Origin of the sequence: Sulfuriferula multivorans (assembly GCF_003851125.1) — a bacterium.
In the GTDB taxonomy this organism is placed as follows: Bacteria; Pseudomonadota; Gammaproteobacteria; order Burkholderiales; family Sulfuriferulaceae; genus Sulfuriferula; species Sulfuriferula multivorans.
In genome coordinates this window covers 15,726-36,275 of sequence record NZ_BGOW01000012.1, presented here as the reverse complement: position 1 = coordinate 36,275, position 20,550 = coordinate 15,726, and the positions used below count along the sequence as shown (strand labels likewise).

The following is a 20,550-nucleotide window of genomic DNA, read 5'->3' as shown; positions in this document are numbered from 1 at the left end:
ACCCTTGCCGTTCAGCTAACTCTTCCCCTTGCCGGGCGAGTAGAGGTCTTTCACCTCCAAGTAAGTGCGCCCTGCCGGGCGCACCAATAAAAAACCCCGCCGCAGCGGGGTTTTTTCAGCCATATCCAGACTTATTTTTTCATGTTTTCCGGGCCTTTGGCTTTCAGGCACTCGCTCATGAATTTTTTGTGCTCCGCGCCTTTCATGCCTTTGGAAGCAGTCGAGCATGCGCCCATGGCGTTTTTGGGTTTGGCGGCAGCGGCAGGCTCGCCTTTCGCCGGTGCAGCGGCGGCAGCAGGTGCTGACAGGCAACTCTTCATGAAGGCTTTGCGCTCGTCGCCTTTGAGTGACTTGGCTGCGGCATCTTTATTGCAAGCGCCCATTTTGGTTTGCTGTTCGGTTTTTGCCGATGCAGCGAACGGAGTAAAGGCAAGTGCTGCGGCCATAATCAGTGCGGTCATCAATTTATTCATGTCGTCTCCACGATTCGGTTAGGAAAAGCCAGCCACGGGTGTGACCTGAGCAGTATAACGAATCATGCTGCTGGATAGTTGACACGGCTACGCGTCCGATATCAGCCAGCTTCCCGTACAATACGCCAATGGAAACACACGCTTTTGCCGGTTTGACACCGGATCACGTGCTCGACGCAGTCGACAGCCTCGGCTTGCGCACCGATGGTCGTCTGCTCGCGCTCAACAGCTATGAAAACCGTGTGTATCAGGTCGGCATGGAGGACGGCGCGCCCATTGTCGCCAAATTCTACCGTCCGCAGCGCTGGAGCGACGTCGCGATACTGGAGGAGCACGCCTTTGTGAGCGATCTCGCGGGCCGCGAGATACCCGTCGTGCCGGCGCTGTCCATGCATGACCGCACACTGCACACCCACGCCGGCTTCCGTTTCAGCGTCTTCGCCAAGCACGGTGGCCGCGCCCCGGAGCTGGACAATCCCGCCACACTGGAGTGGCTGGGCCGCTTCATCGGCCGCATCCACGCGGTCGGCGCCATTGCCCCCTATCAGCACCGCCCCACGCTCGATATCGCCAGCTTTGGCGAGGAACCCAGCGCCTACCTGTTAAGCCACGACTTCATCCCGATTGAACTGGTTGAAGTCTATCGCGGCGTGGTGGCGCAGGCGCTGGACGGCGTGCGCCGTTGCTTCGACCGCGCCGGAGAAGTTGCCAGCCTGCGCCTGCACGGCGATTGTCACATCGGCAACGTGCTGTGGACGGACGCGGGGCCGCATTTCGTGGATTTCGACGACAGCCGCATGGGACCCGCGGTGCAGGACCTGTGGATGCTGCTGTCCGGCGAACGCGGCGAGATGACGCGACAGCTCGCCGACCTGCTGGCCGGCTACGAGGATTTCCACGATTTCGACCCGCGCGAACTGCATCTGATCGAAGCCCTGCGCACCTTGAGGCTGATCCACTACGCTGCCTGGATTGCCCGGCGCTGGGACGACCCGGCTTTCCCCGCCGCGTTCCCCTGGTTCAATACCCAGCGCTACTGGCAGGACCGTATCCTGGAACTGCGCGAGCAGATCGCTCTGATGGACGAGCCGCCGCTGTGGGTGGGGTGATTTCCAACAGCATGCGCCACAGACATCTCAGAAAGTCCGGAGCAAACATTGGATGCTTTTCTCTGAGTCCTCTGTGATCTCTGTGGCAAAACCCGTTTTCAGCACCAAGGAGTACCCCAATGCCCACCGATACCGAAATCATCGACGCCACCCGAACCTGGCTCGAAAAAGCCGTCATCGGCCTCAACCTCTGCCCATTCGCCAAGGCTGTCCACGTCAAACAGCAGATTCGTTATGTCGTGAGTGCGGCCACTACCCCTGAAGCGCTGCTCGAAGACTTGCTGGCTGAATTGCGTACGCTGCAGGACACCGACGCCGAGCAAACCGATACCACGTTGCTGATCCACCCATACGTGCTAGGTGATTTTCTCGACTACAACGATTTTCTCGACATCGCCGATGCCGCTGCTGCCGAGCCGGAATTCGACGACGCGTTCCAGATTGCCAGTTTCCATCCCCAATACCAGTTCGCCGATACGGCCCCGGGCGACATCGAGAACTACACCAACCGCTCGCCTTACCCGATGCTGCATCTGTTGCGCGAAGCCAGCGTGGAGCGCGCCGTGGCTGCCTTCCCGGAAGCCGAACAGATTTTTGAAAAGAATATGGAAACGCTCAATGCGCTGGGGCTTGAGAGATGGAACAAATTGGGGGTGGATAAGGCTTGAGCAGCTTTAGCCACAGAGATCACAGAGCACACAGAGAAAATCACCCCATCTGTTGGAGCACTGGAAACTCTGTGACCTCTGTGTTCTCTGTGGCAAATGAACCTGGAAAAAGCAGCTAGTCCACGAAAAACACGAAAAGCACGAAATAAATCAACAGATTATACAAACCGAGTCATTCACCCATTGGGTAACGATATACGGCTGGATATCTCTTTGAATATTTTCGTGCCTTTCGTGTTTTTCGTGGATCAATAGCCGTTTTTAGGATGAATTTTTCAAATAGCGCCCAGCCAGTCCAGCACCCCTAACCCTGCTGCACGCCCGCTGGCAAAACACGCGGTCAGCAAATAGCCACCGGTAGGCGCCTCCCAGTCGAGCATCTCACCCGCGCAAAATACGCCGGGCAGCGTGCGCAGCATCCCGTGCGCATCCAGCGCCTCGAACATCACGCCACCTGCGCTGCTGATCGCCTCGTCGAGCGGGCGCGGGGCGATCAGCCGTATCGGCAGGGCTTTGATGAGGGCGGCCAGACGCGCAGGATCGGCGAAATCTTCGGCACTGCCGATTTCACGCAGCAGCGCCATTTTGACGCCATGAATATTCACACGGCTGTGCAGGTGGCTGGACAACGAACGCGAACCGCGGGGGTGGGCGATTTCCCGGGTGAGGCGCGCCAGTTCCCAGCCGGGGGCAAGGTCGAGGTGGATCGTGGCTGGCCCGGTTGCGGCAATGGCGCCGCGCAGCCGCGCGGAAGCGGCGTAAATCAGCCCGCCTTCCAGCCCGGTGGCGGTCAGCATCAGTTCACCCTGTTTGCGGAATGGCGCACCAGCGGCAGCGGTGAAATTCAGCACCACGGACTTGATCGGCTGGCCGGCAAAGCGGGTGCGCAAGTGCTCGCTCCAGCCCACATCGAAGCCGCAGTTGGCGGGTTGCAGCGCGGCTACCGGCACGCCCTGCGCCTGGAGTATCGGCATCCAGGCGCCGTTCGAACCCAGTTTCGCCCAGCTGCCGCCGCCCAGCGCCAGCACCACGGCGTCTGCGCGGATCTGCCGTTCGCCGTCCGAAGTGGCAAAGCGCAGTGTGTTGTTTTCTGCCCAGCCCAGCCAGCGGTGCCGCACATGAAACATAACGCCGGATTCCCGCAGCCGATGCAACCAGGCGCGTAGCAGCGGCGCGGCTTTTTTGTCGGTGGGGAATACGCGCCCTGATGTACCCACGAAGGTGTCATGCCCCAGGGCATGCACCCAATCGCGCAAGGCTTGTGCGTCGAATCCTTGCAGCCACGGCGCAAGGTATTCGCGGCGCGCGCCATAGCGTGAAAGGAAGGTCTCGTGCGCTTCGGTATGGGTGAGGTTCAGACCGCCCTTACCCGCCAGCAGGAACTTGCGTCCCACTGAGGGCATGGCATCGTACACATCCACGCGCAAACCCCGTGCGGCCAGGGTTTCCGCAGCCATCAGCCCGGCCGGACCGCCGCCGATGATGGCAATCTGTCCGTCTGTTGGCATGGATCAGTCTGGCTTGTTCGGCGCATCGCTACGCCACGCAGACGCTTCAAACTCAAACGCGGCGTCGTCAAAAATCGAATCCAGCCGCCATACCACCCGATCTCGGTGCACAGCCAGCATCCAGGTCTGGTGTTCGCTAGGTGCATTGGCGGCAAAGGCGGCATGGCTCAACAGCGCTGCGCAGCCGCCATGATCCGGGTCGCGCACCGATTCATAGCGGATCATTTGTATCCCTGCCAGCCGTACCTGGTGCGCCAAATCCTGACACGGTTGATAGTCGCTGGAATGGGTCCAGCGCGCGCGGTGTACCAAAAACGGCGGCTGGCGCAGATCAATGGCCGTGCCGCGCAGCGGGGTCTTGAATACGGTTTGCGGCATGGGTTCGATGGCGTCCAGCGCGGGGCTGTCCAGCAGCAGGCGCCAACGCCAGTAACCGAGCTCGGCACAGGCGCTGCGGCGCTCGTCTGCGCCATAGAACACCCCGGGATCATTGGGCGCGCGAAAGCGTGATCCGGAAGGCAGCGGCGGGTAGCGAAACGGTGTGAACAGCAGCCAATGCAGCGCGCGCTGCGGTTGCGCAACGGGCGGCTTGGATTGCTCCAGCAAGCGCTCCAGCAGCGCCTGTTCATCCAGCGTATCCACCAGCACCATTGTAGATACCCGGTGTTGCGCCTCGACAGCGCGCCACACATCGAGCTCGATCTGGGTCGGGTTAAATTCGGCCACGATGGGCGTCGAGATAATGCACTACACGCACCAAGCCTTCGGTGCTCTCGATCAGGTCAATCGGGCGGGCATTGAGTGCAGCATTGTGGCCGGTGAGCCATTTTTGCGCGTTGTCGCCATGCCCGAGAATGGCGTCGAGCGAGCGAAACAGGCGCACGAACAGCAGAGCGAATTCCCATTCCTTGGCGCGGCTCGGGTTCAACGTGTAAGTGCCTGCACACAAGCGTGACACCGTGGCCCCGCTCACTCCCAGGATGCGCGCCAGCGTGGACTGCCTGAGTTGGAGCAGATTGAGGGTGCGTGTCACGGCTTTGGAAAGCGTGGCTCCAGCTTCGGGGAGTTGGGTAGGGTGAGTAGCGATCATGAATTCCTCCTTGTTCTGGAGAAATTTTATTCCTAAATATTTTCTTTGGAAAGGTTATTTTGTCTTTTTGAACACAATATCCCATACCCCATGCCCCAGCCGCAGCCCGCGCTGCTCGAATTTGGTCAATGGACGGTAGTCCGGCCGCGGGGCGTAGCCCTCAGCCGTGTTGGTGAGCGCTGGCTCGCCTGACAACACCTCCAGTATCTGGATGGCGTAGTCCTCCCAGTCGGTGGCGCAATGCAAATAACCGCCGGGGGCGAGCTTGCGGGTAATCAGAGCGACAAAATCGGGCTTGATCAGGCGGCGCTTGTTGTGACGTTTTTTGTGCCACGGGTCGGGGAAAAAAATGTGCACGCCGGCTAGGCTGCCATCGGGGATCATGTCGCGCAGCACTTCCACGGCGTCATGCTGGATGATGCGCAGGTTGGTGAGTGCGCGCTCCTGGATCTGGTTCAGCAGGCTGCCCACGCCAGGACTATGCACTTCGATGCCGAGGTAGTCGTTTTCAGGATGCGCACTGGCGATGGCCGCCGTAGCATCACCCATGCCGAAGCCAATTTCCAGAATTTTCGGTGCGTCGCGTCCAAACGCGACCGCGAGGTCCAGCGCCTGAACGGCATAAGGGATGCCATATACCGCTTTCAAACTGTCATGCGCACGCTGCTGGGCGACCGACATGCGCCCCTGGCGCAGCACAAAGCTGCGGATGGGGCGCCCGACCGGGCTGGTTTCGGCCATGGTTCAGGAACCGATCACGCCGCTGGTGGGCGAGGACGGGCTGGCGGTGTAGATTTTCTTCGGCATGCGCCCGGCCAGGTACGCCTCGCGCCCGGCCTGCACCGCCTTGTTCATGGCAGAGGCCATCAGCACCGGGTTTTGCGCCCCGGCGATGGCGGTGTTCATCAGCACCCCGGCACAACCCAGTTCCATCGCAATGGCCGCGTCTGACGCAGTACCCACGCCCGCATCCACGATCACCGGCACCCTGGCTTCATTGATGATGATTTGCAGATTCCAAGGGTTGAGGATGCCCATGCCCGAGCCGATCAGGGACGCCAGCGGCATCACCGCCACGCACCCCATCTGTTCCAGCTGTTTGGCGATGATGGGATCGTCGGAGGTATACACCATGACCTTGAAGCCTTCCTTGATGAGGATTTCGGCGGCCCGGATGGTCTCCACCACATTGGGATAGAGCGATTTCGGATCGCCCAGTACTTCCAGCTTGACCAGATCATGGCCGTCCAGCAGTTCGCGCGCCAGACGCAGCGTGCGTACAGCCTCATCGGCCGTGTAACAGCCGGCGGTGTTGGGCAGATAGGTATATTTCGACGGCGGTAGCGCATCCAGCAGATTAGGCTGGCTGGGGTCCTGGCCGAGGTTGGTGCGACGAATGGCCACGGTAACAATCTCGGCTCCGCTGGCTTCAACAGCCCGACGTGTTTCGTCGAAATCCTTGTATTTACCGGTGCCGACCAGCAAGCGGGATGAATAATCGCGACCTGCGATAGTTAAAGTGTCCATACGATTCTCGGAATCTCGAAAGTAGAGTTCAGGATGCGTCTGGCCCAGGCCAGACACGAAGATAGCAGGCTAACCGCCGCCGACCGCGACCACGATTTCCAGCTGGTCGCCGGATGCCAACGCCACCGTGTCGAACTGGCTACGCGGCACAATCTCGCCGTTGCGTTCGATGGCAATGCGTTTACCAGCCAATTCCAGATTGACGACCAGTTGGGCTACATTGAGCGGCTGCGAAAATTGTTTGGCAGCGCCATTAATAGTGAGTTCGATCAACTTCAAATACCCTTACAATTCAAGTATGATGCGTTTTCGATTTTACCATAGCGGGCGTCGTATAATGGTAATACCCTAGCTTCCCAAGCTAGAGCCGTGGGTTCGATTCCCATCGCCCGCTCCAAGAATTATCCCTAAAGTTCCAAAAACTGCCGCCGTAATACCTTACGACGGGTATGAACACCTCCATTCCCGTTACAGATGCATTCCGCCTCACGGCGTACCATAGCATTTGTCAGGGCAAATCCGCTGAAAGGCGGAGACGCAAAATTTCCGGTCTAAGGGGCTCAGGCGCTATGACAGCGGGGTTGCCAAATGCGGGGTTATCGCTCCCGCCATTCAGCATTGCATCGCCTATTTTGGTGATGCACCCGTTTGCGCCTGCCGCTCAGCCTGAAGGACATATGTCATGACGGACACGCTGCAACGCAATGTAGTAAATATCAATCAGTTTGACCGGTCGCGCAGAACGCTGACGGCCGCGGAGGCGCTTGAGCTACTGCATGCATGTCGCGATCAGGCCATTGAAGCCATCTGCCACGCCTGGCAGGGGAAAAACACGCAAGTGGAAGATAGCTTGCTGGCCAACGCCGATCAGTCCCCTACGCTGGAAACCCGCAACCTCTACTATGCTGCCCAGGGTATTGTGCATAACCGGGGCGATGCGCTGACGCTTGCCCTGCGCAAGCATTTTATTGAATCTTTCGATAGCCGTACCAGAGCCACCGGATCAAGCGGCAAAGAGACCAAACCCGGCATGTTGAGCATGGAACTGGCGCTGGTGGATGAGGAAGATTTCGAACAGTCACTGGCGCTTAGCAAAGCGGCCGCCCGTCTGCGGTTTGATTCCGTAGAGGAACTGGCAGCACTGGATCAACGCGTTTCTGCCCTGTTGCAGGATCCGCAAGCCAAGGATGAACGCAATCCCCTGGGCGCCAAAGCCATTTGCGTGGCGTTTCTTGCAGCCTGCGAACAGCTCGAAGTGAGTTCTCAAATCAAGCTGGTACTGCTGCAACAATTTGGACAAAGAATCGCGAGCGATCTGCCAAAAATATATCAGCGCCTGAACCAGTTTCTGGTCAGCAAGGATATCCTGCCATCGATTCGCGTCGGCCTGGCCGAGCATAAAAACCGCCCGCGTCATACTTCAGCCAAAACTGACGCGGCCGAAACCGAGAGCACAGACCAGCAAGATATATTCGCCCTGCTGCTGCAGCAACTGATCGGAAAAGGGGCTGCGTCCGGGTCCGGCGGCATCTCACTCCCCCCGGGCACCGCGACAACTGCTTCACCCGCATCGGTAGCCAATCTGATCAATTCGCTCACCCAGCTGCAACATGGCGTGGTGGGTAGCGTACCCGTCAGCACCGTGTCGGGCTTCGATACCGGCTTGTTACAATCCGGCTCGGTCAATATTCTGCGCGATATCCGCACGGCCGGGCTGGTCAACATGAACAGCCAGGTGGATGCATTCACCATAGATATCGTTGCCATGCTGTTTGACTATATCTTCGATGACCGCACCATACCGGACAAGCTCAAGGCGCTGATTGGCCGCCTGCAGATCCCGGTATTGAAGGTGGCAATGCTGGACAAACAGTTTTTCTCGAAAAAATCGCACCCTGCACGCCGCCTGCTGGATGAGATTGCCGCCGCCTCTATCGGTTGGCACGAAACCGGCGAGTACAACACCCGCCTATTCGATAAACTCGACAGCATTGTGCAATCCATCCTGGCCGATTTCTCCGAAGACGTAGAAATCTTCGCCACCTTGCTTGACGACTTGCTGGATTTTTTGGTGGCTCATCAGTCTCAGACCGAGTCGGCTATCGAACAATCCGCACAAAACATGGAAGCCGCGGAACGGGCCGAAATTGCCAAAGTCGTCGTTGCCGACGAAATTCGACGCGTGTCAGAAGGCGTGCAGCTTCCTGAAGCTATCCGCGAATTTCTGGATGGCCCATGGCAACAGGTGCTGAGCCACGCCTTCACGGATCAGGGAGAACAGAGCCAGGTCTGGCAGACCAACCTGAAAACCATGCAAGACCTGGTATGGAGCGTTACGCCCAAGCGCAATACCGAAGACCGTTTATCGCTCGTTGTGATGTTGCCGGACCTGCTCAAACATCTGCGTGAAGGCATGAACAGCATCCAGATAGACCCCAAAGAGCGTGAAATCGTATTCTCGCGGCTGGTAACTTGCCATGCCTCTGCAGTCAAGGCAGGTTTGCAGCTACAGCAGGAATTGCACGCAGGCGAATTGCATGTATCCGCAGTCGCGGTGGTGAGTGAGGACGCAAATATTGCCGCAGCTGGCGCAGCTAACACGCCAGCGCCGGTCGCTGGCGAGCGCTTTGATCTCGATGCCGCCGACGACATGATCGATGATGAATATACCGATCTTGCACGCAGCCTTAAAAAAGGCGACTGGCTGGAGTTTTACAATGATGATGGCAGCATACGCGTGGCGCGACTGTCCTGGGTAAGCTCGATGCGCGGCATTTATCTGTTTACCAATAACGAGGGGATGGATGCCCTCACGATTGCCTTGTCGCGTCTGGCTGCCCGATTGCGCGCCAAGGAAGCACACGTCGTCCAGGCCGCGCCACTGACTGAGCGTGCAGTCGAGAAATTGATTCACAAGCTGCAAAATAACGCAGCCTGAAGCCTGCTCAAACAGCCAGCGGAAACACCCTCACGCTGGACTGGCTTGAACATTTTCCACGACGACCAGCCCTACCGGAAACTCTGTGAGCACTTGCGCCACGGACAAGGTCCATCCTGATCCACGCTGATGGAGCCCCAGGACTTTCCCTGTGAAGGCGCATGTGTATTGCTTATCCGGCCGATGAAAGGGAATATCCACGGTCGTATCCCCCCAGATTTTTTCTCCAAGCGGAATCATCCCGGCCTCACCCAGAAGCCGCACGAAAAAGCGTGGCGCCAGCGTAATGACTGCACGCCCCTCGCTTATGCGCGCATAGGCGCACACATGTCCGGCATGTTCGCCCCTGACGGCTAGCGGCAAATATTTTCCGTGCTGAAACACCTCCGGCCAGCGCGTCCGCAGCGTCAATGCCGTGCTGATGACCAGCAATTTAGCGCGGCCGCCCTCCAGCGTGTCGCACAGCGCCCTTGCCCCGGCACTGCGTTGCTGCGGGGTCTGTGCAGCAAGCCTGTGCAGTGCATCGAGCATGGTTTGCCGACGCCCGAAATCAACCGGTCGGCGATTGTCGGGATCCACCAGACTGAAATCCCATACTTCGCAACCCTGATACACATCCGGTACACCCGGTACGGTCAGCTTGATCAACGTCTGCGACAGACTATTGAACATTCCCATCCATGCAATACGCCGCTGCAGAGACAGAAAGTTTGCCAGAAAAGCACTCTCGGGCGGCGCATTAATCAGCGCATTCGCAAACGCCACGATGGCTTCTTCATATGCCGCATTGGGATTTATCCAGCTGGTATGCTCTTTGGCTTCGCGCATTGCCTTGACCAGATATTCCGTCAAACGGGCATTAAAATTCGCCATTTCATTTGCATCCGGTTCGCCCGGTGGCCAGATACCCAGCAAGGTCTGATAGATGAAATATTCGTCATTGGGCGTAGGCACCAGCATTCCATCCACCAGGCGCTTGAGACCACTATTGGCATGACTCCAGTGGCGCAACGCCAGGCGCCAGACCGCTGGTATTTCAGACAGCACATTGAGGCGGGCACGCACGTCTTCGCTGCGTTTGGTGTCATGTGTGGAAGTTGCCAGCATTGCATGCGGCCAATGATCTGCACGTACCAGATTGGCGCGATGGAAGGCGGTGCGCGTCACGCCGAATTGACGCGGATCGCCGCCGACTTCGTTGAGCGACAGCAAACGGTGATAAATATAGGCACTGGTGTCTTCCAGCCCTTTCGCCATGACCGGGCTGGTGAATTGCTGGAACTTCATCGCAAAGGCGAGTACCTGCTCGTAGTAGGCCAGTGCCTTGCCTTCTGCTGCGGCAAGCGTGAGCACGTCACGCAGGAAATCGAAGATGCTGGTATCCGCTGCCGCGCTTCTGCGCTTGGCCGCTGCGGTTGCCTGCTCGACGTTATGACGATCTTCTGCGGTGACTTCGCGGGCGCTGATGTAACCTCGATAAACGGGAAAACAGGCAACTATTTCAGCCAATGCTAAACGTAATCCATTCAGCGTGTAATCGCAGGTCTGACGATCGGCCTCGGCAATTTTCGAGAGCAGATTGGCCAATACGTTCAACTCGCCCGACAGGGCGGTTTTCATGATGAGCTTCTTGGAGCGGTAGAGCAGATCACCGAAATGAACAGGCTCTCCGATGAAGCCATTATACAGGCGCTCCATGCGCTCGGCGGCGCTGGTCACCACAAAGAGGCCATTGAGGAGATTGGTGAATTCGTAACCCGTTGTGCCATGTACCGGCCAACTGGCGCGCAAACGCTCATGGACTGCCAGGATTTTTTCCACCACCAGATAAGGGGCATGCCCCACACGATTGCATTGTTCAACCAGCTTGGAAAAATAGGCTTCCGGATCGTACAAGCCATCCGGATGATCCAGGCGCAAGCCATCCAGCTTGCCTTCCTGAACCAGACGTAACAACAGCTGATGGGTCGCATCGAAGACCTCGTCGTTCTCCATGCGCAACCCGGCCAGATCGTTGATATCGAAAAAGCGCCGGTAATTGATTTCGTCCGAGGCCACGCGCCAGAATGTCAGCCGGTAAGCTTGTGCCTCAATCAGGCGATGGAGATGATCGAAACTGGACGACTCTCCTGCCGTGCCATTGAATAGCTGGATATTTTCTTCCAGAAACCAGGCAATATCTGAGGATCGTTCAACCAGCCCGGCAAGATGGTGCTTATGCACTTCCTTGTCACGCCTGCGCTCAACCTGACGTTCGGGGCTGCTTTCATCATGTGGCGGGAGATTGCGGAACGCCGTGACCAGGCTCTGGTATTCCATTAGCATGGGATGGTCCTGGCCCAGGCGTGCGCTCAAGGAATCCATGCGATAAGTCAGGATTTGCGGATATTGCGCGGGATCCACCGGAAAATGGTGCTCGAAATAATAAATAACGAACTCACCGCGTTGCGCGTCGAAGCGCAGTTGTAATTCGGCATTATCCAGCACCGCACCATAGCGGTTACCCAGCACCGGCAACAGCACCTTGCCGTGCAATTCGGCCTTGGCCGGCTTCCAGTCGATATCGAAGAATCCGGCATGTGCCGATGCCTGACCGTTTTCCAGCACATCCAGCCACCACACGTTATCGCCACCCTGCACACCCATATGGTTCGGCACGATATCCAGCACCTGTCCCATGCCATGCTCGGCGAGAACCGTGCAAAGCTGTTCAAATTCTTCGTACGTCCCAATCTCGGGATTCAACGTGTTGTGATCGATGATGTCATAACCATGGCTGCTACCCGGACGCGCCTTGAGATAAGGCGAGGCATACAGATGGGAGATACCCAGCGCGCTCAGGTAGGGAACGATCTCGCGCGCCTGATTAAAGGTGAAATCACGGTTGAATTGCAGACGATAAGTGGACAGCGGAATACGTGGTGCAGAGGGAGGAGGCATGTCCAACTGGTGCGACGCCGCCGTTCCCGCTTTGGCCCGTTCGGCGTTCAGGGCATCGACCATGCGCTTCACGCGCGGATCGTCGCGCCATTCCTCCAGATTGACGGTCAGGCGCCGCCGCCAACTCGGATAGATATCGCTGCCCGCACCGGGCAAATTAACCTGTTCCATCTGGCCGAAAATATCGTCCAGATGGATCATCATCACTTGCGCCGGCGTTCTGGCGAGAAAGCGGTGGATGGCGCTCGCCAGTTCCAGCGACATGTCCGGATTCGCTACGGGATGCAGGCTGCTGCCTTCCTCCAGCAAGCCCTCGCGTTCCAGCGCGATCAGCAGGGCGGCGCGATCATGCGAGCGTGCAATGATTTGCTGCTGGCGAACATTGTCATCAGGAAACAGCCCCAGTGTCGCGCGCAGGTCGATATCGCGCCCATCCCAGTAGCCGCGCAGCGTGGGCAGGTCGTGCGTCGTCACCGTCACCAGCGACTGCGCCGGATAGTCGGCGGGCGGCATAAATCCGCCCTGTGCATCGCGCGAAAAAAACAGCACGCGATAAGAAAGGATGCCGGCCTGCTGCAATCTTTCACGCAAACTATCCGGCACGGTACCGAGATCCTCGCCAATGACCAGGCATTGGTTGCGCTGGCTTTCCAGCATCAGGATGCCCAGCAGGTCATCGAACGGATAGCTCACATAGCTGCCGGCAACAGCGCCCGCACCATTGTCATGCGGAATCCAGAACAGTCGCATCAGCCCCATCACATGGTCAATGCGCAACGCCCCCATGTGGCGCATGTTGGCGCGCAGCGTAGCAATGAATGGCGCATAGGCGGTCTCCTGCAAACGCCCCGGTATCCATGGCGGCAAACCCCAATCCTGCCCGTTCAGATTAAAGTCATCGGGGGGCGCCCCGACGCCGACACCGAGCGCATAACAGTCCTGGTTCGCCCAGGCTTCTGCGCCGCCGCGATCGACGCTGACAGCCAGATCGCCATATAACCCTACCCCCAGATCAAAGGTCAGCGATGCCTTGCCGGCCGCATCGAGCTGCAGATCCGCCAGCCATTGCAGGTATTCGTAATACTCGAGTTCCTCCACATGGTCTTGTGCGAAGGCAGTGACCATCGGCGCGGCAGGCTCGCGGTAGGCCTCCGGCCATACCGGCCAACCCCATACGCTGGCGTCATGTCCCTGGAAATGCGCCTGCAAGGCCTCGAACAATGCATGGCGCCGCAGGGCTGCGCCCCCCTCAGCCTGAAAAACGCGAAACTGCTGCCCGCGTTCGCTATTTCCTTTCAAATGGCGTGCGCGGAAATGCCGATACAGGTACGTCAGCAGCGCGAGCTTGATGGCTGTGATTTGCGGATAATCCACCAACTCTTCCGAACGCAGCGCGCGCAGGCGTGCCTGAAACACTTCATCGGCCACCATGGCGCGCGCTTCCTCGCACTCGGCGAAGTCCGCTACCGCTTCCACGTCGAGGTACAGGATATTCAGGAACAGGCGGCTGGAAGGACTGTACGGACTGACATGGGCGGGGTTGCCGGGGAACAGCGCATGCAAGGGATTGAGCCCGACAATATCCATGCCGGACTCGCCGGCCAGTTCAACCATCAGACGTAAATCGGTAAAGTCGCCGATACCCCAGTTGCGCTGCGAGCGTACGCCGTAAAGCTGCAGGGCGGGTCCATGAATTCGGCGGCCATCGGCAAGTGCCGGGGGCTGATAACTGGTAGCGGGCACCCCAATGAGTGTCATGCCGGGCTCTACGCCATCTGGCGTGCGCACCGCCAGCTGATGGTAGCCCGCTGGCGGGCACGCCGGCAGCCGCAACAGGCCACGTTGATACAGCTCACCATCAATCAGCCTGCTGCTGGTTATTTCCAGCCCGGACGGCTGGAATGTTCCCTCTTCACGCCCACCATTTTCGCGCGTCAATATCCATCGATGGGCTTTATCCGCGTGCGCAGCCGGAAACGTAACCGCCACTGCCGGCGCACCGTCTGTATCGCGCACCACCAGTACCGGCGGCAGCAGACGTCGCCATGGGCGCGCTTCGTGCTCGGCCAGGATGACGGACAGATCACCGTCCAGTTCCACTCCCATCGCGCCGAGCAAGGCGCGTTGCGTCGTTGTGCTGGTATGACGGATGTTGCCCCATATATCGAAATATTCGGAAGCAATGCCATACAGGTCAGCGAGCTGCGTCAGCGCATCGGGCTGCGTCATGGGATCGCTTCCTCGATGAACCAGGCGGCACTCCAGGCGGGGATGCGACCGGAGGCCAAGATTGCCGGCAAATCAGGCTGACTGAGATATAGCGGCGCGCCGGCAAAATGCAGCGCCCCTTCCACTGCGACGCCGCCCAGATTGGCCAGCAAGGTCAGCCCGCTGCCATCACCCAGGCGCCAGCGCACGGTCAGACCCGACACCCCGACCAATTCGAATTCAGCACCCGCGCCCGTGCCCGGCAAACGCGGTACAACATGGTCGCGCCGCAGCCCCAGCAGTTTGCGGTAATGCTCAAGCCAGGCCTTGTGTTGCGGCGCACCCAGACTCTCCCAGTCAAGCTTGCTGCGTTCAAATGTAAGCGGATCGTTGGGGTCAGGAATCCGCGCACGTGCTGCGCCGTCGGCGAATTCACGGAAACCGGCGAATTCGCGCCGCCTGCCTTCAGTGACGGCATTGGCCAGATCACCCTGAAAATCGCAGAAGAACTGGAACGGTGTGGCCGCTGCAAACTCCTCGCCCATGAACAGCATGGGCGGCGATGGCGCCAGCAGCAGCACCGCTAGCGCGACTTGCAGCGGCTCGGGTTGCGCAAGCAGGGCAATGCGTTCGCCGTATGCGCGATTCCCCACCTGGTCATGGGTCTGGCTGAAATTGATAAATGCGCCGGGCGACAGGTGTCTGCTCGACTCTCCGCGCTGCCGACCTGCGCGGAAGAGCGACGGCTCACCCTGGAAAGCGAAACCCTCAGCCAGGCAGCGCGCCAGATGGCGCGTTGGCTGATCGGCATAATCGGCATAGTAACCATCGCGTTCGCCGGTCAGCAAAATATGCAGGGCATGGTGAATATCGTCGTTCCACTGTGCGGTAATGGCGCCTTGCTGGAGATAGCGCGCTGCATTGGCATCGTTTTCCAGAACGAGATGCACCTGCCGGGTACGTCCCGGCCCGGCGTGTATGGCTGCCGCCAGCTCTTTCAGAATGTCTGGGCGGGTATCGTCGACAATGGCGTGCACCGCATCCAGCCGCAAGCCGTCAAAGTGATATTCTTCCAGCCAGTAGAGCGCGTTGTGGATAAAAAAATCACGCACCACGCGACTGCCTTCACCATCAAAATTGATCGCTGCTCCCCACGGGGTGTGGTGGCGCTCGCTAAAGAATTGCGGTGCATAGGCATGCAGATAATTGCCGTCCGGTCCGAAGTGGTTGTACACCACGTCGAGCAGCACCATCAACCCCTTTACATGGGCCGCCTGGATCAGTGTCTTGAGCTCGTCCGGCGTACCGTAACTGCTGTCCGGCGCAAAGGGCAGCACACCATCGTAACCCCAGTTGCGACGCCCCGGAAAATCCGCCACCGGCATCAGCTCGATCGCGCTGACGCCTAACGCGGCGAGGTAATCCAGATGCTGTATTGCAGCGGTGAAGCTGCCTTCCCGGGTAAAGCATCCCACATGCATTTCGTAGATCACAGCCGAGTGCCATGGGCGCCCATGCCAATTCCGGTCCTGCCACTCGAAGGCCGCAGCATCGACTATCCGGCTAGGGCCATGAACATCCTGGGGGTTTGCACGCGAGGCCGGGTCTGGCACGTTTAACCCGCCATCGATACGATAGCGATATAGCATTCCCGGACTTGCCTGTGCCGGGGTCAATTCGAGCTGAAACCAGCCATCATCGAGCCGAGTCATTGGCACAACGCTGTTCTCGCCCGGGTGTTTTTCCAGACATAACTCGACCAGCTCCGCCGCAGGCGCCCATAAACGAAAACGCACGTGGCTATCCGGGAGCACGCTGGCGCCGAATGGCATTTCATGCATGCGTTTCATGGGATCAGCGCCTGTTTCATTACCACCAGCGACCGCCCGCCGACGGGGTAACCTTGCCCAGCCTTATAACGCACAATCTCCGGCGTACCCGTTGCATTGATGGTGTCGAGCAGCACATCCCAATAGTAATGTCCGTCGAATTCCGGTAGCGTAAAAGCGATGTCTTCATGGTGCGCATTGATCAGCATCAACAGATTGTCGTCTGTCAGGACACGCCCGCGATCATCGGTTTCGAGCAGCGTATCGCCTGCAAAATAAACGCCCAGACAGCGCGAAAACGCCTGTGCCCAGTCGCTCTCGCTCATTTCGAACCCCTCCGGATTGAGCCAGACGATGTCTTTTACTTCGCCGCCGCGAATCGGACGTCCATGAAAGAAATAGCGCCGCCTCAGCAATGGATGCGCTTTGCGCAGGCTGATAATGTAGCGGGTGAATTCCAGCAAATCCTGATCCTGTGGCTTCAGATTCCACGCTAGCCAGCTGATCTCGTTGTCCTGACAATACGCATTGTTGTTGCCATGCTGGGTGCGCCCCATCTCGTCGCCGGCAACCAGCATCGGAACGCCTTGGGAAAACAGCAGCGTGGCCAGAAAATTGCGTTTCTGACGGGCACGCAAGGCGTTGATTTCCGGATCGTCGGTTTCTCCTTCGACGCCGCAATTCCAGGAATTGTTATTGTCGCTACCATCGCGATTATTTTCTTGATTGATCTCGTTATGCTTGTCGTTATAACTCACCAGGTCATGCAGGGTAAATCCATCGTGCGCGCTGATGAAATTGATACTGGCATGCGGCCGGCGCCCGCTGCGTTCATACAGGTCGCTGGACCCGGTCAGGCGTTGCGCCAATTCTCCGATCTGCCCCCCATCGCCCTTCCAGTAAGCACGGATATTGTCGCGGTAACGATCATTCCATTCCGCCCAGCCGATGGGAAAATTACCCACTTGATAACCGCCTTCACCCAGATCCCAGGGTTCGGCAATCAGCTTGACCGTACCGAGCACCGGGTCCTGGCTGATCGTGTCGAAAAACGTGCCGAGCCGGTCCACTTCATGCAGCTCGCGCGCCAGTGCGGAAGCCAGGTCGAAGCGAAAGCCATCCACGTGCATTTCCTGCACCCAGTAGCGCAGACTGTCCATGAGCAACTGGAGTACGCGCGGGTGGCGCATATCGAGGGTGTTGCCGCAACCCGTGTAGTCCATGTAATAGCGCCGATCATCCTCCACCAGGCGATAGTAGGAGGAATTGTCGATACCCCGAAAAGACAGCGTCGGCCCCAGATGGTTACCTTCAGCAGTGTGGTTGTAGACCACGTCAAGAATGACCTCCATGCCTGCAGAATGAAGCGTTTTCACCATGGTTTTGAATTCGCTTACGTGTCCGCTGGCCGAGTAACGTGAATCCGGTGCCATAAAACCGATGGAGTTATAGCCCCAGTAGTTTCTCAGTCCGCGCTCGACCAGATGTCGATCGTCGAGAAAAGCGTGCACCGGCATCAGCTCCACCGTTGTGACGCCCAAACGCTTGAGATGCTCTATGGGAGGCTCCATGGAGAGGCCCGCGTAGGTGCCGCGAAACTGGGCGGGGACGTCCGGATGCTGCATGGTGAATCCCTTGACGTGCATCTCGTAGATCACCATATCGTGCCAGGGAATACACGGGGGTTTGTCGTTGCCCCAGGTGAAGGCCTGATCGATCACCCGGCACTTCGGCATCCCGATGGCGTTGTCGCGACGGTCGAAAGACAGGTCAGCGTGCTTGCTGCCAATGCGATAGCCGAAATGGGCATCGCTCCAGTTTGGCGTGCCCACGATATCCTTGGCGTAGGGTTCAATCAGCAATTTATGCGGGTTGAAGCGATGCCCTTCCTGCGGACGATAGGGACCATGCACCCGATAACCGTAAAGCAGGCCGGGGCGCGCCTCGGGCAGATAGCAATGCCAGATCAGGTCGCTGCGCTCTTTCAGTTCGATACGCTGCACCTCGCGCCGTCCTTTGGGATCAAAAATACACAACTCGACTTTTTCGGCATGTTCGGAAAAAAGGGCAAAATTCACCCCTTCGCCGTCCCAGCTTGCGCCACGCGGATTAGGTCGGCCTGGCCACACCGCAGTGATGGGCTTACTCATGAATATCCTCCAGAAGAATTGCCTTTGATAGCCTGTACAAAATTATTCATCTCAAGAATATCGACTGGCGCTCAGCTCATCACCTCTGGACACTACGACCAGCCCTGATTCGGAAACATGGTAGCGCGCCCTATCGGCATCACTGTCATAACCAATCTGCGTCCCCGCAGCAATGGTGTTATAGCGATCCACGATAACCCGGCGCAGCCTGGCGCCCTTACGGATGATGGTGTAGTCCATAATGATGCAGTCTTCCAGCTCCACATCCTCTTCTATCATTACTTCACGCCTGACGATGGAATTGCGGATCGAACCGCCCTTGATGATCGCACCGGCCCCGATCAGGCTGTTCTTGATTTTCCCGTCAATAATTTTGGAGCTGGGGCCCTGGTAACCGCTCGAAAAAATTCGCCATTTTGGATTGAAGATGTTGAAGCGTGGCTCCAGCCCCAACAAATCCATGTGGGCCGCGTAGTAGGCCTCAATCGTACCGACATCGCGCCAGTACGCCGGCTCCTCGTAAGCGTGTATGCCGGGAACGCGGTTGGTGGAAAAATCATAGGCATAAACTTTATGACTGCGTATCAGGCGCGGCAGAATATGGCGTCCAAAATCATTCTCGCCACGCTCACTTGATTCCAGTAAAGCCTGTTTGAGCACCTCGGTATTAAACAGATAATTTCCCATGCTGCCGTAGGCGCAATTCGACCTTCCTGGCATGGGCACAGGCTGTTCGGGTTTTTCAATGAAATCGCTGACGCGCCCGTCATCATCGGCAGTAATGACGCCAAATGATGATGCCAGACCCAGCGGAATGGGGATGGCTGCCACGCTGACATCAGCACCATTGCGCTGGTGAAAGCCCACCATTTGCCGCACGTCCATACGGTAGATATGGTCCGCACCAAATACCGCGACCATATCCGGCTCCCTGCTGCCGATCAGATTAAGGTTCTGGTAAACCGCATCTGCCGTCCCCTGAAACCATTCGGGTCCTTCCCGCATCTGTGGCGGCACGACGGTAACGAACTGGTCAGGAATCGCGTTCGACAGAGTCCACGCATGATTGACGTGTTCGATGAGCGATTGCGACTTGTATTGCACCAGCAGATAGATCGAGTGGATGCCTGAGTTCACCAGGTTGCTCAATACGAAATCCACAATACGGAAACGCCCACCAAATGGCACAGAGGGTTTGGAGCGAACAGCCGTCAGCGGGTACAAGCGCGAGCCTTCACCACCAGCCAGTACAAGAGCCAGAATGGTGGGGTTTGAATTCATTTGCTTTCCTTGAGTTTGGTTTCCAATGCGGCCTGCGTTTGCCTGGGCATGTGTAGGCTCTGTTCGTCCATCATCGGTGCGCGACTACTTTCGTCCATCAAAATATTCTTTGTCTGTTACGGATTTTTTCGAGTTCGTTGGCCACCATCGTTCCAGCAGTTCCGCAGCCCGGTGCTGACTGCCGATTCCGAATGCCAGTGCAAGGGCCAGCACCAACCCCGCCAGCAGGATCAAAAAGGTCAGCCGTACCAGCTCAGTGGCTACCTGCACCTGCTCAAGCGCGATCAACACCACAAACACCATGATTGCGTAACGTGCCAGCCGCCCCAGCATCTCGGCATCCGTAAGCCCCACGTTCTTGCCATACGTGGTGATGGCGTTGTCGATGAAGCGGGAAAAATATGCGCCGAAAACCAGTACCAGCACCGCCACCATTACCTTGGGAACGAACATGGCGATACGCCCGACGAGTTCGGTTACCAGAGCCAAGCCCAAACTATTGAAGGCAATCATCAGCGCGGTCAGGATGACCAGCCAGTAGACCAGCACGCCAAGAATATCAATGGTGTCCGTCTTGGCCCCGCCTTGCTGCAAAAAGCTGTCGATACCGGCCCGTTCGGTTACTACATTGAAATTGATCGATTTGAGGCCTTTCACCACTGCCAGCTGGATTGCCTTGGCAAGCAGCCATCCACCCAGCAAGATGATGACAGCGATGATCAGCTTGGGCAGAAACTCGCCCAGCTGGATAAGAAATGCCCGTACCGGTTCCAGTACTATACTTACCTGTTCCATAATGCTCTCCTGGTTGTATTGAGCGCTATCGTCC

15 protein-coding genes, 1 tRNA gene and 1 riboswitch are annotated in these 20,550 nt (G+C 58.0%); of the genes, 4 read left to right on the top strand and 12 right to left on the bottom strand.

Translation table 11 applies throughout. From position 1 onward, the window contains the following. Positions 1 to 131 precede the first annotated feature (131 nt). Positions 132 to 473, bottom strand: a complete 342-nt coding sequence (locus EI185_RS06590) for a PsiF family protein (RefSeq protein ID WP_124704338.1) — start codon at positions 471 to 473, stop codon at positions 132 to 134. A 128-nt stretch (positions 474 to 601) separates the two neighbouring features. On the opposite strand from EI185_RS06590, the gene EI185_RS06585 reads away from it, so the two are divergent. After that, on the top strand, positions 602 to 1,582 hold the full coding sequence (locus EI185_RS06585) for a serine/threonine protein kinase (protein WP_124704337.1): 981 nt from the start codon (positions 602 to 604) through the stop codon (positions 1,580 to 1,582). A 119-nt stretch (positions 1,583 to 1,701) separates the two neighbouring features. Continuing rightward, the gene (locus tag EI185_RS06580; protein ID WP_124704336.1) at positions 1,702 to 2,250 is read left to right on the top strand and encodes a DUF1415 domain-containing protein; all 549 of its coding nucleotides are present in this window, start codon (positions 1,702 to 1,704) and stop codon (positions 2,248 to 2,250) included. A gap of 275 nt (positions 2,251 to 2,525) precedes the next feature. Here the strand turns inward: EI185_RS06580 and EI185_RS06575 are convergent, their stop codons facing one another. From EI185_RS06575 to thiS, 6 genes are all read right to left on the bottom strand, one after another. Continuing rightward, a complete protein-coding gene (locus EI185_RS06575; RefSeq protein ID WP_124704335.1) occupies positions 2,526 to 3,758 on the bottom strand; it encodes a TIGR03862 family flavoprotein in 1,233 nt (410 codons plus the stop codon). Between the two features lie 3 nt (positions 3,759 to 3,761). After that, positions 3,762 to 4,484, bottom strand: a complete 723-nt coding sequence (locus tag EI185_RS06570; protein ID WP_223247712.1) for an RES family NAD+ phosphorylase — start codon at positions 4,482 to 4,484, stop codon at positions 3,762 to 3,764. Continuing rightward, on the bottom strand, positions 4,471 to 4,848 hold the full coding sequence (locus tag EI185_RS06565) for an antitoxin Xre/MbcA/ParS toxin-binding domain-containing protein (protein ID WP_124704334.1): 378 nt from the start codon (positions 4,846 to 4,848) through the stop codon (positions 4,471 to 4,473). The genes EI185_RS06570 and EI185_RS06565 overlap by 14 nt, the downstream gene beginning before the upstream one ends. A 54-nt stretch (positions 4,849 to 4,902) precedes the next feature. Continuing rightward, complete coding sequence (gene trmB / locus EI185_RS06560; protein ID WP_124704333.1) at positions 4,903 to 5,589, bottom strand: tRNA (guanosine(46)-N7)-methyltransferase TrmB; 687 nt, start codon at positions 5,587 to 5,589, stop codon at positions 4,903 to 4,905. A 3-nt stretch (positions 5,590 to 5,592) separates the two neighbouring features. Further along, positions 5,593 to 6,375, bottom strand: coding sequence for a thiazole synthase (locus EI185_RS06555; protein WP_124704332.1), 783 nt, complete (start codon positions 6,373 to 6,375; stop codon positions 5,593 to 5,595). Between the two features lie 69 nt (positions 6,376 to 6,444). Next, the gene (gene thiS / locus EI185_RS06550) at positions 6,445 to 6,648 is read right to left on the bottom strand and encodes a sulfur carrier protein ThiS (protein ID WP_124704331.1); all 204 of its coding nucleotides are present in this window, start codon (positions 6,646 to 6,648) and stop codon (positions 6,445 to 6,447) included. A 50-nt stretch (positions 6,649 to 6,698) separates the two neighbouring features. Here thiS and EI185_RS06545 point away from each other — a divergent pair. Continuing rightward, a tRNA-Gly gene (locus EI185_RS06545) sits at positions 6,699 to 6,772 on the top strand. 105 nt (positions 6,773 to 6,877) lie between these two features. Then, positions 6,878 to 6,964: riboswitch (cyclic di-GMP riboswitch) on the top strand. Between the two features lie 93 nt (positions 6,965 to 7,057). Further along, positions 7,058 to 9,313, top strand: a complete 2,256-nt coding sequence (locus EI185_RS06540) for a DUF1631 domain-containing protein (RefSeq protein ID WP_124704330.1) — start codon at positions 7,058 to 7,060, stop codon at positions 9,311 to 9,313. Between the two features lie 30 nt (positions 9,314 to 9,343). Here EI185_RS06540 and EI185_RS06535 read toward each other — a convergent pair whose 3' ends face one another. The 5 genes from EI185_RS06535 to EI185_RS06515 form a co-directional block, all read right to left on the bottom strand. Further along, positions 9,344 to 14,482, bottom strand: a complete 5,139-nt coding sequence (locus EI185_RS06535) for a malto-oligosyltrehalose synthase (protein ID WP_124704329.1) — start codon at positions 14,480 to 14,482, stop codon at positions 9,344 to 9,346. Continuing rightward, entirely contained in the window at positions 14,479 to 16,311 is a 1,833-nt protein-coding gene (gene treZ / locus EI185_RS06530) for a malto-oligosyltrehalose trehalohydrolase (protein WP_189836315.1), read from the bottom strand. Before treZ ends, EI185_RS06535 begins: the two co-directional genes overlap by 4 nt. Continuing rightward, positions 16,308 to 18,440 (bottom strand): glycogen debranching protein GlgX, encoded by a 2,133-nt coding sequence (gene glgX / locus EI185_RS06525; RefSeq protein ID WP_124704328.1) that lies wholly within the window; start codon positions 18,438 to 18,440, stop codon positions 16,308 to 16,310. The genes treZ and glgX overlap by 4 nt, the downstream gene beginning before the upstream one ends. Before the next feature lie 51 nt (positions 18,441 to 18,491). Beyond that, on the bottom strand, positions 18,492 to 19,721 hold the full coding sequence (gene glgC, locus EI185_RS06520; protein WP_124704327.1) for a glucose-1-phosphate adenylyltransferase: 1,230 nt from the start codon (positions 19,719 to 19,721) through the stop codon (positions 18,492 to 18,494). Positions 19,722 to 19,805: 84 nt separating this feature from the next. After that, complete coding sequence (locus tag EI185_RS06515; RefSeq protein ID WP_124704326.1) at positions 19,806 to 20,516, bottom strand: mechanosensitive ion channel family protein; 711 nt, start codon at positions 20,514 to 20,516, stop codon at positions 19,806 to 19,808. Between the last annotated feature and the right edge of the window lie 34 nt (positions 20,517 to 20,550).